Raw genomic sequence first — 13,212 nt, forward strand, 5'->3', positions numbered from 1 at the left:
GTTCTCTCCCTGTTTTAGATGGTTAAACACGCATGGCTATTCCACAACATACGATTGATCAAATCCTAGATCGAACCGACATTGTCGATTTGATCGGTCAGCGTGTGAAGTTAAAAAAGACGGGGCGAACCTATTCGGGTTGCTGTCCTTTCCATCAGGAAAAGTCCCCCTCATTCCATGTTTATCGAGATAAGCAGTACTATCATTGTTTCGGTTGCCAAGCCAATGGTAATGCCATTCGCTTTTTGATGGACATTGACAGTCGTAACTTTGTCGATGTAATGAAAGATTTATCTAATCAGACAGGCATCGAATTACCCAAAGATAATCACGACAATAAAAAACTTTCTTATAAGCGCAGCCCTCAACAGACTGCTGCTCAGCAAAAACCACAACCACAGCAAGAGCAGTCAATCGCACCAGCTCAGTCTATCCATGAAGCACTGGACGATCATTTTGTCGATATGGATCGCTTTATTGATGATCCTTTTGCACAGTTTGACCCTTCATTTAATATTGAAGAACAGGTACAAGAAGGCAACCTTTATGACCTATTGCAAAATGTTGCCCAATTTTATGAACGTCAACTCCCCAATAGCCAGAAAGCACAAAACTATTTCAAACAACGTGGTTTATCTGCACAGACCATTCAATTTTGGCGTTTAGGTTATGCGCCAGAAGATTGGCAACATTTAGAAAAAGCCTTCCCACAAGATATTGAAGGTTTAAAACAAATCGGCCTTATTCGTTCTAGTGACAGTGGCCGAGACTTTGACTTATTGCGTGAACGAGTGATCTTTCCAATTCGCGATCATAAAGGTCGAGTAGTTGGCTTCGGTGGCCGTGCTTTAAACGATGAGATCAAACCCAAATATATCAACTCCCCTGATTCAGAAGTATTCCATAAAAATCAATTGCTTTATGGCCTATATGAAGGCCGTAAACTCAAGGCCAATGACTGGTTCATGGTTGAAGGTTATATGGATGTGATCGCCTTACAGCAATATGGCATTAATGGTGCAGTCGCCACACTTGGCACAGCCAGTAACGCAGATCATTTAACCACGCTATTTAAACAAAATTCTCGAATCACCATCGCTTTTGATGGTGATGCTGCAGGGCAGAAAGCAGCACGACGTACTTTAGAAATTGCGCTTCCGCTACTCAATGATGGTCGTGAGTTAAAATTCTTTGTGCTTCCCAATGAACACGATCCAGACTCTTTAATCCGTCGCGAAGGCTTAGAGAATTTCCAAAAACTATTACAGCAAGCACCGTTATTATCAGACTTCGTATTTGCACATCTAACTGGACAGCATGACGTCAGCACTCCTGAAGGCAAAAGCTTGGTCATGGGTGAACTGCGCGAATTGACTGAATTATTACCTAAACATGGCTCATTCCGTTATTTGTTAACGCAGTCTTTTCGTGAAAAGCTTGGTCTCGGAAAACGTTTCACTCCACAAATCAGCCATGATGCCTCTTTATCATTTAATATTCAGACCAAAGATGAAGACTTTGCGGTTGCAATCTTAATGCATCACCCCTTCCTGTATATTCATTTTGAAGAATTACGCGCGGTGATTGATCAAAATGAACTCTTGGCGAAGATTTTAGCTGCACTGAATATTGTGTTTGATGATCTGCCAGATGATCAAGAACTCGCAACCTATTATGTACTCGGGGCCTGTAGCAGTTATAGTCATGAATTGGCTGATATCATGCAACGCACCAATATTCAGGCCTTAACCCAAGCACCAGAAGTTGCCGATAAACTTGCGAAGGAATATGCCTTGGGGCTGCAAGAGAAATATTTGCGCTTAAAGCTCAAATCACCCATTTCTTTGATTGAATCACGTAATTTACGTCAACAATTGAATGAGTTGACCAAGCAGATTAGTTTACGTTTATTGTCTTAATTGTCTATTACTGGCGTGGCTTACGCTCATGTTCAAACACATCTTGTAGATGTTGTTGCAGCCATTCAAAGTAATCTGGATTTTCAGCTTTAGCAGCTTCTCTGAGTAAAATTGAGGTTGGGTGCATTAGCTTTTGGGTTAAACGATGTGCAAACTCTTGCAGTACCTGTTCAGCTGAATTTCCATGCTGCAAAGACTCTAGCGCATGTGACAACTCTTTTTGGCTTACTTCTTCACTATGCTGGCGATACGCTTGAATTGTACCACTCGCCTCTTTTACTTTTTGCTGAGTCATCAATTGAGTTGCCAATTGATTGACCATGATTTCAGCTTCAACAGCAGCTTGACGACGTTGTGCTAAATTTTCATCAATCACGCTTTGCAAATCATCAACGCCATATAAATAGACGTTATCCAACGATTCAACTTTCGGATCAATATCACGTGGAACCGCTAAATCGACCAGTAACATTTGTTGGTAACGGCGTTTCTTTAAAGCAACTTTAACGTCAGCATATCCAATCACTTGATGCAAACTACCTGTACAACTTGAGATAACATCTGCTCTATGCAAATTTTGTGCAAGTTCTGCAAAAGGAATAATTTCCACATCGACTTGATGGGCAATTTCTTGTGCCAGAATATCTGCGCGTTCACGACTACGGTTACAAATCAGGATCTTCGCCACACCCATTTCTGCTAGATGTTTAGCGACAAGACTGTTCATCTCACCTGCTGCAACCACCATGACGGTTAATTTTTCAGGACGACTAAATACTTGCGATGCCAGCTGAGCAACCGCATAACCCATTGAAACAGCATGACTTCCAACGGATGTCTCTGAACGAACCCGTTTTGCAGCATAAAACGCATATTCAAAGACACTATTCAATTCAGGCGAAACAGTTTCTGCATCTTTAGACAGCGCCAATGCACTTTTAACTTGCCCTAAAATTTGTGGCTCACCTAACATCAACGAGTCTAAACCACTGGCAACACGCATTAAATGTGTAACAGCTTGAGCATTCTCGTAACGATAAACATGATGAATTAACTGTTTTACATCAATATTATTCACTTGGGCCAACCAATTCAGAACGCTATCCGCATCCTCTGTCATGGCATACACTTCAGTGCGATTGCAAGTTGATACAACCACCAAATCATTCAGTGATGAACCTTGGTTTTGTTCAAGCAATAGCGCAGCTAACCGCTCTGCATTGAAAGCGATTTGTTCACGAAGTTCAACAGAAGCTGTTTGATGGTTGACACCCAATGCAAAGAAAGACATATCAGATCATCATTTCGCTAAATTTATGTTATTGTGCAACATCGGTGTCATAAAAAGCATTACTTTGGATCAATAAAAATTGCGTCAGCTATATCGCCGTACCCTTTTTAGCGGCAAGACGATTAGACGGTATTCTACCACAATCTTGTTGTTAGGTAGCATGAGCTCTTATGTCTCTGCACAAGCAATACACGACATGTATGCAGATAACAGCTTTGAACATGCGCTTCAACAGAGCATGATTGCCGAATTTTCTCTTGCTTATGATGATATTGCAACCGCGCTACACAACTATACTGTACTTGCGATTCGAAGCAACTCAACCACAATTAAGCAACGCGCGTTAGATATCGCTTTAGAATATAATGACTTACAGTCAGCTTTAGACATTGCAACACATTGGGTTGAACAAGAACCAAAAGATGTTCCAGCTTTATTTTATTTGTCACATATTGCATTAAAAACACATGAGTATGAACTCGCAGCAAAGACTCTAGATAAAATTTTAAATATCGATCCGACTGCTGATCTTGAAGAGATTTTAGCGGGGATTGCACCAGAACAAGCACAAGATCGTGAGATTCTGCTCAATGCACTTCGAGCAAGCGCAGAAAGGAACAACCCTTCCATTTTGGCCCTCATTGCGGGTTTAGAAGCACAAGATGGCTTGTACGAACAGGCACTGAATAATATTAATCGCGCATTACGCAAACGCTCCAAATCGACCAGCTTTATTTTAATGAAAGCTAACTTATTGATGGCTTTACGTGATGATGAAGAAACGAAAAATTGGTTTGAAAAAGCCAGCCGAAAAAATAAAAATAATATTGATATTCGAATGGCTGAAGCACGTTATTACATTCAAATCAATCAACAACAAGAAGCTTTGGATAAACTTGAAAGCATCATTAAAGATCATCCTAAAGCTGAAGAAGCTCTTTTTATCGCAGGCTTAACCAGTATCGATTTAAAGCAGTATGAAAAAGCTGAGCAATATTTAGTCGAATTACGCTCATCTGCGAAATATCAAAATGAAGCTTATTATTACCTTGCGATCAATGCACAACGTAAACAACATTATGAAACGGCAAAAGCCTACTATCGCTTGGTTGATGGCAGTTTATACATCGTTTCACGTCGCAATATGATCGCAATTTTTGAAAAACAGGGACAACTCAATGATGCTCTGCGCTTTTTAACGCAAGAACGAGTCAACTATCCACAGCATGCCAGTTTCTTATATCAAGCGCAGGCCGATATTTTAAAGAAAATGGACAATAAAAAAGCAGCTTTGGCCTTATTGGATGAAGCGATTAAGAGCCTTCCTGATGATCCCGAATTGATTTATGCCGAAGTATTATTACTTGACCCATATACCGATCGAGATAAATTAGACAAAACTTTAAAACAGCTCTTAACGATTGAACCAAATAGTCCGACCTATCTAAATGCTTATGCCTACACATTGGCACTGCAAAACCGTCGTCTCAAAGAGGCACGAAAATACGCAGAATTGGCACTGGATTTCGCGCCTGAACAGGCCTCTATCCTCGACACATTAGGTTATATCGCCTTCTTGCAAAATGATTTTGATACCGCATCCAAAGTCCTAGGCCAAGCGTATTCACTAAGTGAGAATGTCAATATTGGTATTCGTTATGCCAAAGCCCTATATATGCAAGGCGCACTCACGCAATTTAGCGAGGTGTTACAGCAATTGAAACAAAAACATGCCAATGCCCCACAATTACAACAACTTGATAGCTTAATCTTACCCATCACCGTAAAAAAGAGTTAAATCCATGCGCTTGTTTTCAAAATTGTGCATCACTGTATGTAGTAGTAGCGTTCTATTTTTGACAGGCTGCCAACACTTAAGCCAACCAAATAAAGTAATTGCATCACCACAAATTCAAGATGAAAATAATTTTAGCTTACAAGGCAAAATTGGTGTCCGTACACCACAACAATCAGGCAGTGCTTTTTTTACATGGGTACAGCAACAAGAGCAATTCGATATTGAACTCACAGGAATTTTAGGTGTAGGTAAGACCCAAATTGAAGGCAAACCAGGTGAAGTGACGTTAAACAGTGCCAAAACTGGTCTAATTACAGCTGCTACACCTGAAGAATTACTAGAGAAAGCCACAGGTTGGCAAGCGCCGATTATGCATCTCGCTTATTGGGTACAAGCCAAACCAGCGACCTCAAATGCACAAGTGAATAAAGATGAAAATAATCGTCTAAAGCAATTGGTTGAAGATGGCTGGACGGTTGATTTTAGCTATAACGATGGTCAAACCCTCCCCAATAAGCTTTTGTTGAAGCAAGCACTTGCCGATGACAAAGAAAACCGTATTACAATGGTGATTCAAAACCGATAAGTTAGATTGTTTTTTTATGATTAGAGTGCCTTCCCCTGCTAAATTGAACTTGTTTTTGCATATCACAGGTCGTCGTGAAAATGGTTATCATGAATTACAGACTATTTTTCAACTGATTGATCTATATGACTGGATGACGTTTGAGCAAAATCCAGAACAAACCATTCAAATTAAAGGCTTAAGCGAAGTTAAACTTGAACACAATTTGATCTATCGTGCAGCACAATTATTACGCCCGCATGCAAAAAAACCATGTGGGCTAAATATCAGCATTGAAAAAAATATTCCAATGGGTGCTGGTCTCGGTGGTGGTTCATCCAATGCAGCAACCACACTGATTGTACTGAATCAGCTTTGGCAATGCGGCTTAAATGAACAGCAATTAGCTGATTATGGCGTACAGCTTGGGGCGGATGTTCCGATCTTTGTTTTAGGTCGTAATGCATGGGCAGAAGGGATCGGTGAACATTTATCATTCATAGACTTAGCTCAAAAAAAATTCATAATTTTAAAACCTGACTGTTTTATCAGCACTCAACAGCTTTTTTCGCAAAAAACATTGACAAGAGATTCTAAGATCACTACATTTTGCGCCTATCAGTTAGAACCTTCTAATTTTGGAAATAACTTTGAACCTCTGGCTCGACAGTTATACCCTGAAGTAGAAGAAGCAATGCAATATTTAGATCAGTTTGGTCTAGCAAAGCTTACAGGTACAGGTGCTTGTGTTTTTATTGAAGTAACCGATGAAATGAACGTAGAGCAAATTTTGCAAAACTCACCTTGTAAATCTTACTTGGTTAACAGTTTAGCAGAATCACCTTTAAGACATTTTTCAGTTGCATGTTAGGGGCGTCGCCAAGTGGTAAGGCACCGGGTTTTGATCTCGGCATCCGTTGGTTCGAATCCAGCCGCCCCTGCCAATTTTCATCTGTAGATATATGTAATATTTAGGGGCGTCGCCAAGTGGTAAGGCACCGGGTTTTGATCTCGGCATCCGTTGGTTCGAATCCAGCCGCCCCTGCCATTACATATCATCAAATTTAGGGGCGTCGCCAAGTGGTAAGGCACCGGGTTTTGATCTCGGCATCCGTTGGTTCGAATCCAGCCGCCCCTGCCATATATTAAGACAGACTTGTTTTATATTGATATTTGATCAAATATATTGACATTATCATCTAAAACCTTTAAAGTTCTGCCGCATTAGGGGCGTCGCCAAGTGGTAAGGCACCGGGTTTTGATCTCGGCATCCGTTGGTTCGAATCCAGCCGCCCCTGCCATCCAAATTCATTATAAGCCAACCGCCAAGGGTGCTTCATGCCCAATCTTGTCGTTTTTAGTGGAAGTGCTCATCCACATTTCGCTCAAAAAGTCGTAAGCCATTTACATATTCCTTTAGGTGCTGCTTCTGTAAGCAAGTTCTCTGATGGTGAAATTTCAGTTGAAATTACTGAGAATGTTCGTGGTAAAGACGTTTTTATCGTCCAGTCTACCTGTGCGCCGACCAATGATAACCTAATGGAAATTTTGGTTATGGCTGATGCTTTGCGTCGTGCAAGTGCTGGTCGTATCACTGCTGTTATTCCTTATTTCGGTTATGCACGCCAAGATCGTCGTCCACGTTCTGCTCGTGTACCAATTACAGCGAAAGTCGTTGCAGATATGCTGACAACCGTTGGAATTGACCGTGTTGTAATGATTGACTTACACGCAGACCAAATTCAAGGTTTCTTCGATATTCCTGTTGACAACATTTACGGAACGCCAGCGTTACTTGCTGACTTGCGTCAACAACAACATCATAACCTCGTGGTGGTTTCACCTGACGTAGGTGGTGTTGTTCGTGCCCGTGCTGTTGCTAAACAAATGGGTGATATCGACTTAGCTATCATCGATAAACGTCGCCAAAAAGCAAATGAATCACAAGTGATGCATTTGATTGGTGATGTAAATGATCGTGACTGTGTCATTGTCGATGACATGGTTGATACGGCAGGTACGCTTTGCAAAGCGGCCGATGCACTAAAACAATTTGGTGCTCGTCGTGTTGTTGCTTATGCAACTCACCCTGTTTTATCTGGCAAAGCCATTGAAAACCTTCGTAACTCTGTGATTGATGAACTTGTTGTTACCGACACGATTCCTCTTTCAGATGAAGCATTGAGCTTAGGCAAAATTCGCCAAGTTTCTGTTGCTAGCATGGTTGCTGAAACAATTCGTCGTATCAATAACGAAGAATCTATTAGCGCAATGTTCGATAGTTATCTATAATAGCCCAGCTTTTTTTCTTAAACCCTAGCTCGCTAGGGTTTTTCTATCACTAAACTGGTCGCAAGTTTAGTTACTCAAACTCAATGAGGATATGCCCATGGCAAACTTCGTATTAAACGCTCAAGCACGTGAAGTAGCACAACAAGGGAAAGGTTCGAGCCGCCGCCTTCGTCACGCTGCTCAAATCCCAGCAATCATCTACGGTGGTAGCGCTGAGCCTGTAGCAGTTACTTTAGAGCTTCGTGAAATTGTTAAAGCTTTAGAAAACAACGCTTTCTTCGAAGAAGTTATCGAAATCAAAATCGGTGATAAAGTTGAAAACGTTAAAATCCAAGCGTTACAACGCCACCCTGCTAAAAACACGCCTATGCACGCTGACTTCAAACGCGCATAAGTGTTAAAGGCGTAAATTAGTGTCAAATATTTCGCTAATTGTTGGTTTGGGCAACCCTGGAAAGGAATATGCCCAAACCCGCCATAATGCAGGTTTCTGGTTCGTTGAACAGCTTGCAGATCGTTATGGCATTTCTTTAAAAGCTGATCCTAAATTTCATGGATACAGTGGTCGTGGCCAAATTGAAGGTCATGATGTACGTTTATTACTCCCTACCACTTTTATGAACCGTTCTGGTCAAAGTGTTGTTCCTTTCTCTAAATTTTATCAAGTTGCACCAGAATCAATCCTGATTGCGCATGATGAACTGGATATGGATCCTGGTGTTATTCGTTTGAAAACAGGTGGCGGACATGGTGGACATAATGGTCTTCGTGATATCGTTCCTCATATCGGCGCAAACTTTCACCGTTTAAGAATTGGAATTGGGCATCCAGGCGCTAAAGAACGCGTTTCTGGTCATGTGCTTGGCAAAGCGCCTAGCAGTGAACAAGCTTTAATGGACGCCGCAATTGATCATGCCTTAGCTAAAGTGAAAATGCTTGTTGATGGACAAGTTTCACAAGCCATGAATCAAATTAACGCTTACAAACCCGCATAAACTGAATTGTTGATCAATCACACTTGCCATATTGCATTTTTAAGCGCAAAATGCGCATCGAACCGCCTGTAGCCCGCGGAAAACGTGACAAGTCAACCATAAGATATTCATCTTAGGTCTTACTCAGGAGACGCTAGCCATGCTATCTCGTTTATTAAAATGTAAAATTCACCGTGCAGTTGTGACTCATGCAGAGCTTCATTATGAAGGTTCTTGTGCAATTGATGGCGTATTAATGGACTTAGCAGGGATTCGTGAATACGAAGAAATCCACGTATGGAACGTAACTAACGGCAAACGCTTCACAACTTATGCAATTCGTGGTGAAGATGATTCAGGCATTATCTCAGTCAATGGTGGCGCTGCACATCAAGCTGATGTTGGTGATTTAGTGATTATTGCGACCTTCGGTGACTTTACTGAAGTAGAAGCGAATCTTCACAAACCACGCCTCGTTTACGCAAATCCAGACAATACAGTGAATCACACAGCCAACTGTATTCCTGTGCAAATTGCATAAGCAATAAAACAGATTCCGAAAAAGCCAGTCAATATGAACTGGCTTTTTTATTGTGAGAAATTTCCAAATCACCCTCTCTTAAAAATACAAAAACACTGAGAAATAACCCCAAGTTTTACTTAACCCAACTTGTAAAACGGTGCTAGGCCTTATTCAATAAATAGACAATAACGATAATTTGAAAAATATGGATATTCTTAATATTCTCTGCAAAGTCAGTCTCTTTGCAGAATTAGATCATACGACGCTAGAGAGCTTGGTCCCCTATTGCCATATTCGTCATCTGCAAACGGGACAACAGCTGTATTGTGCTCATGATATTGCTGATCATGTCTATATTGTTGCTTACGGTCGAGTAAAGCTCACCAGCTCAGCGGGTTTACTCACTTATTATGGCCGAAACGAAATTGTTGGTGAAACAGGTGTCATTTCTAACCAACCACATCACTGTACGGTCAATGCCATTCGAGATACTGCATTATTGGGTATTCCCCAGCAACAGTTCTTAGATTTTATCCACCAATATCCAAAAGTTTTGTTTGCACTGTCTCGTTTGATCATTCATCGTTCCCAACCTGAGCAACAACTCACCCATGCAATGGGACATAGTCGAACCCTCTCTGTCATTCCTGTTTCAACACATATTCCCGCCACTCATCTGGCAGAAAAACTCACCGAACATTTACAACGTTGGCCTCATGCACGTTTAGTCACCGCAGCACATGTGGATGCGCTATTTGGTTCTGGGTTTAGCCAAACACCATTGGATTACAGTACCGAAGATTTACAACTACGCCAATGGCTTGCCAGCCTAGAAGAAAAGCATTGCTATGTGCTATATGCCGCCAATAACAGTGAAGATGAATGGTCGAAACGTTGCCTACATCAAGCAGATCGAATTTTGATATTGGCTGAAGCCAATCAAACACCGACACAAACACCGCTATCTCATGTGCTCAATCAACATGAGTGGCAAAGCCCAATTGAATTAGTACTATTACGTTCCGAAGGTGACCCTTCCCCACATACCCTGATTTGGAAACAACTGTACCATGCCCGCGCCCACTACTTTATCCACCCTTGGGCTCAAGCTGATATCTGTGCCGTTGCCCGCCAAATCTCCAGTCAAGGGGTTGGTTTAGTGCTGGGTGGCGGTGGTGCACGTGGTTTTGCCCATATTGGTTTAATTCGAGCACTGGAACAACTACATATTCCGATTGATATTGTTGGTGGTACCAGTATGGGCGCATTTGTGGCAGCCCTTGTCGCCTGTGGCTTTGATAGCGTGGAAATGACTCATATTGCTTACGAAACCTTTGTGGCGCGTAACTATCTCAATGACTACACCATGCCACGCGTTTCTCTGATTCGAGGACAACGTTTCCATACTCGCCTGCATGCTATCTTTGGACATCGACGAATTGAAGAACTCAGACAAACCTATTATTGTATTTCGACCAACCTCACCACAGGTCAAGCCGTGATTCATGATCAAGGTGAACTTGCGACTTGGGTCGGCACCAGTATGAGTGTACCTGGTGTGGCACCTCCCGTGGCTTGGCATGAAAACCTACTCTGCGATGGCGGCGTGATTAATAACCTCCCCACAGATGTCATGCAAAATTTAGAAAGAGGTACCATTATTGCCAGTAATGTGAGTCTGCATGATGATATTCGAGTACCTGGTATTGGCTTGGATGAACCTGATCAAAGTGCCTTACTCAACTGGAATAAAATCATTAAAGATAAATTGCTTCATGCGCCAAGACTGGCAGAAATCTTAATGCGGACAGCAACCCTCGCCAGCGATACCATGATTCAGACCGCAGCAATTGAACGTGCAAATTTACATATTCGTATGCCCATTGAAGGCATTGGCATGTTTGACTGGCATAAATTAGATACCTTGGTAGAACGTGGTTATGAGCATGCTTTAGAAACCTTACTTCCAATCCGAGAGACTTTACCAAACGTTTAGTTTAACCAAGCGATGCTGTCACCGATGATTGAATTTGGTAGCGATCCAATAAACCATCTAGATATTGATAAGTTTCAGGGTCTAATTGCTGCATATAACCATCCAAAATACGATGGCATTGTTGCTGCTTTTCAACTGGCATACGTCGCATAATGTCAAATGTGACCTCCCATTGTGAACGTAACAATGAGGCATAGGCAATGTGATGTAATACATCCTCATCAATCTGGGCAATGGCTGCTGCTACCGTCTGTCTTGCTTCATCTTGCATATAATTGACGATCACCAGCATATCTGCCCATAAATCACAACGATCTGCAGCTTCAACAATACTTCGAATAATTTCAACTTGTCTCAAAGCAGGTAGATTTGCCACAAAATTTTGTGCTTGTGGAGATAAGCATGCCACCACAGGCAACATATCTTCCCAAAGCTGATCTTCCTGTGTCGCTTGAATAATCGCATTTACAACAGATTCACCTTGCTGAACCGCCAAATCACCCAGTTCCTGTTTCAGACCATAACTGATATAACTCATTAAAGCCAAAACTTTGGGCCATACCAACCGCTGGGTTGGATCACCAACAATCAATAAGGCTTGCTCAATGCGCTCTTTTGGCAGTACATGCACCAAATGATCAATCTGCTCACGAGATTCTATATAAAATGCAATTTCCAGCAGGTCACTTTCACTTTCGACAATCTGTGCAACATCCAATAAAACAGTATCAGATAACATACTGACAAAGCGCCCTATGGTCACAAAATCACGTTGCTCTAACAGGACTTTGGTAATATCCGTAATTTGATGCGTTGTCAGATAACCCAATAACTCTCTGGCTAATCTTGGATCTAAATGCACTGAAATAGCAGCCACTGTTTTAGCTGGTAAATGCTTAGCAATTCGATAAGAACTTTCCGTAGACAAATACACTGCAATTTGTGCCACGATAAAAGGGTCCAAGAAGTGCTTTACCATAAAAATACTGATCCAGCGCGGCAACCAATTGACCCAGGTCGCTAAATAACGAAAACGCTTTTTTTGCTGACTCTGTAAGCGCTCTAATATCGCAAAACGGAACTGCCTTAAACTCTCAGGTGCCAAAGACTGCATAAATGCTAATTCTTGTTCTGAAACCTTAAAAATACGAGCGAGCTTAATAAGCTCTGCCTGTACTGCAAGTCGAGTCATCGTATTCCCTCCTTATTTATCTCGAAATAGCCAACGCAAGAAAAATGGAGTTTGATACAAACTTTGATTCAGCTTCTTATCTTCATTTTCTATGGTTTGTTGTAATTGCTGATTGAGCCAAACCAAATCTTGGTTGGATATCTGTGAAAATGTTTGAAGACTCATCACTGGCCGATGTAACTGTTGCGCCAATTGTTCTAACGCTGTTTTATCTGCTTTCTCCATTAGAGTGATCCTTCCAGTTATTGTTGTTTTATCTTTTGAGTCTATGCTCAATTCAAATGGATTACCAGTTTCGATGATCAGACAAAAAACAGCTTCAAGTCTCAGCAATTTTTTTCATTTTTATAGAACGATACATTCTATAAAAAGTTGCCTTTTCTCATAAAAATCTGGCTATAATCAAAGCACATCGCTTCAGGGCGGGGTGAAATTCCCCACCGGTGGTAAGTTAGGCATTGTAATCAAATGACCTAATCAGCCCACGAGCCTGTATATATTTTTATATACTCGCAGATTTGGTGAGAGACCAAAGCCGACGGTATAGTCCGGATGAAAGAAGACGAAACCACTGAAATACGCTTTTTTGCGTTGTTTTTGTGCACGCTTATTTTTTACATCAGTCCTGAAATGTTCAACCGTATCCAATTTACGAGAGCGTT

At 41.5% G+C, this 13,212-nt stretch carries 12 protein-coding genes, 4 tRNA genes and 1 riboswitch; of the genes, 13 read left to right on the plus strand and 3 right to left on the minus strand.

Going from position 1 to position 13,212, the window contains the following annotated elements:
- The first annotated feature begins 32 nt into the window (after window positions 1-32).
- Entirely contained in the window at window positions 33-1,919 is a 1,887-nt protein-coding gene (locus GBI66_RS14310; protein WP_151716563.1) for a DNA primase, read from the plus strand.
- A 7-nt stretch (window positions 1,920-1,926) separates the two neighbouring features.
- Here the strand turns inward: GBI66_RS14310 and hemA are convergent, their stop codons facing one another.
- Window positions 1,927-3,210 carry a glutamyl-tRNA reductase gene (gene hemA / locus GBI66_RS14315; RefSeq protein WP_005190999.1) on the minus strand — a complete coding sequence of 428 codons (1,284 nt, stop codon included), beginning with the start codon at window positions 3,208-3,210 and terminating at the stop codon, window positions 1,927-1,929.
- A 79-nt stretch (window positions 3,211-3,289) separates the two neighbouring features.
- On the opposite strand from hemA, the gene GBI66_RS14320 reads away from it, so the two are divergent.
- From GBI66_RS14320 to GBI66_RS14375, 12 genes are all read left to right on the plus strand, one after another.
- Window positions 3,290-5,008: a tetratricopeptide repeat protein gene (locus GBI66_RS14320; protein WP_151716564.1), complete on the plus strand. Its 1,719-nt coding sequence runs from the start codon at window positions 3,290-3,292 to the stop codon at window positions 5,006-5,008.
- 4 nt (window positions 5,009-5,012) lie between these two features.
- On the plus strand, window positions 5,013-5,594 hold the full coding sequence (lolB, locus tag GBI66_RS14325) for a lipoprotein insertase outer membrane protein LolB (RefSeq protein ID WP_005191003.1): 582 nt from the start codon (window positions 5,013-5,015) through the stop codon (window positions 5,592-5,594).
- A gap of 16 nt (window positions 5,595-5,610) precedes the next feature.
- On the plus strand, window positions 5,611-6,444 hold the full coding sequence (gene ispE, locus GBI66_RS14330; protein ID WP_005191005.1) for a 4-(cytidine 5'-diphospho)-2-C-methyl-D-erythritol kinase: 834 nt from the start codon (window positions 5,611-5,613) through the stop codon (window positions 6,442-6,444).
- Window positions 6,443-6,517 (plus strand) — tRNA-Gln (locus GBI66_RS14335). The genes ispE and GBI66_RS14335 overlap by 2 nt, the downstream gene beginning before the upstream one ends.
- Window positions 6,518-6,546: 29 nt before the next feature.
- Window positions 6,547-6,621 (plus strand) — tRNA-Gln (locus tag GBI66_RS14340).
- An 18-nt stretch (window positions 6,622-6,639) separates the two neighbouring features.
- Window positions 6,640-6,714, plus strand: a tRNA-Gln gene (locus tag GBI66_RS14345).
- A gap of 85 nt (window positions 6,715-6,799) precedes the next feature.
- Window positions 6,800-6,874, plus strand: a tRNA-Gln gene (locus GBI66_RS14350).
- A 37-nt stretch (window positions 6,875-6,911) separates the two neighbouring features.
- Window positions 6,912-7,865, plus strand: a complete 954-nt coding sequence (locus GBI66_RS14355; protein ID WP_005151027.1) for a ribose-phosphate pyrophosphokinase — start codon at window positions 6,912-6,914, stop codon at window positions 7,863-7,865.
- A gap of 97 nt (window positions 7,866-7,962) precedes the next feature.
- The gene (gene rplY / locus GBI66_RS14360) at window positions 7,963-8,259 is read left to right on the plus strand and encodes a 50S ribosomal protein L25 (RefSeq protein ID WP_004663523.1); all 297 of its coding nucleotides are present in this window, start codon (window positions 7,963-7,965) and stop codon (window positions 8,257-8,259) included.
- Between the two features lie 19 nt (window positions 8,260-8,278).
- Window positions 8,279-8,860 carry an aminoacyl-tRNA hydrolase gene (gene pth / locus GBI66_RS14365; protein WP_005191009.1) on the plus strand — a complete coding sequence of 194 codons (582 nt, stop codon included), beginning with the start codon at window positions 8,279-8,281 and terminating at the stop codon, window positions 8,858-8,860.
- A gap of 139 nt (window positions 8,861-8,999) precedes the next feature.
- The gene (gene panD, locus GBI66_RS14370; protein WP_004655255.1) at window positions 9,000-9,380 is read left to right on the plus strand and encodes an aspartate 1-decarboxylase; all 381 of its coding nucleotides are present in this window, start codon (window positions 9,000-9,002) and stop codon (window positions 9,378-9,380) included.
- 187 nt (window positions 9,381-9,567) lie between these two features.
- Window positions 9,568-11,358, plus strand: a complete 1,791-nt coding sequence (locus tag GBI66_RS14375; protein WP_005191013.1) for a patatin-like phospholipase family protein — start codon at window positions 9,568-9,570, stop codon at window positions 11,356-11,358.
- Between the two features lies 1 nt (window position 11,359).
- Here the strand turns inward: GBI66_RS14375 and GBI66_RS14380 are convergent, their stop codons facing one another.
- A complete protein-coding gene (locus GBI66_RS14380) occupies window positions 11,360-12,550 on the minus strand; it encodes a hypothetical protein (protein ID WP_151716565.1) in 1,191 nt (396 codons plus the stop codon).
- Window positions 12,551-12,562: 12 nt separating this feature from the next.
- Window positions 12,563-12,775, minus strand: a complete 213-nt coding sequence (locus GBI66_RS14385; protein ID WP_005191019.1) for a hypothetical protein — start codon at window positions 12,773-12,775, stop codon at window positions 12,563-12,565.
- Between the two features lie 185 nt (window positions 12,776-12,960).
- Window positions 12,961-13,118: riboswitch (FMN riboswitch) on the plus strand.
- The last annotated feature ends 94 nt before the right edge of the window (window positions 13,119-13,212 follow it).

It is taken from the genome of Acinetobacter sp. TUM15071 (assembly GCF_008980925.1).
Taxonomy (GTDB): Bacteria; Pseudomonadota; Gammaproteobacteria; order Pseudomonadales; family Moraxellaceae; genus Acinetobacter; species Acinetobacter dispersus.

Bases quoted from the DNA above. Each gene is read 5' to 3' on its own strand.
- hemA (WP_005190999.1), bottom strand. From the start codon at position 3,210: ATGTCTTTCTTTGCATTGGGTGTCAACCATCAAACAGCTTCTGTTGAA.
- GBI66_RS14355 (WP_005151027.1), top strand. From the start codon at position 6,912: ATGCCCAATCTTGTCGTTTTTAGTGGAAGTGCTCATCCACATTTCGCT.
- GBI66_RS14375 (WP_005191013.1), top strand. From the start codon at position 9,568: ATGGATATTCTTAATATTCTCTGCAAAGTCAGTCTCTTTGCAGAATTA.
- GBI66_RS14310 (WP_151716563.1), top strand. From the start codon at position 33: ATGGCTATTCCACAACATACGATTGATCAAATCCTAGATCGAACCGAC.
- GBI66_RS14385 (WP_005191019.1), bottom strand. From the start codon at position 12,775: ATGGAGAAAGCAGATAAAACAGCGTTAGAACAATTGGCGCAACAGTTA.
- ispE (WP_005191005.1), top strand. From the start codon at position 5,611: ATGATTAGAGTGCCTTCCCCTGCTAAATTGAACTTGTTTTTGCATATC.
- GBI66_RS14380 (WP_151716565.1), bottom strand. From the start codon at position 12,550: ATGACTCGACTTGCAGTACAGGCAGAGCTTATTAAGCTCGCTCGTATT.
- panD (WP_004655255.1), top strand. From the start codon at position 9,000: ATGCTATCTCGTTTATTAAAATGTAAAATTCACCGTGCAGTTGTGACT.
- lolB (WP_005191003.1), top strand. From the start codon at position 5,013: ATGCGCTTGTTTTCAAAATTGTGCATCACTGTATGTAGTAGTAGCGTT.
- rplY (WP_004663523.1), top strand. From the start codon at position 7,963: ATGGCAAACTTCGTATTAAACGCTCAAGCACGTGAAGTAGCACAACAA.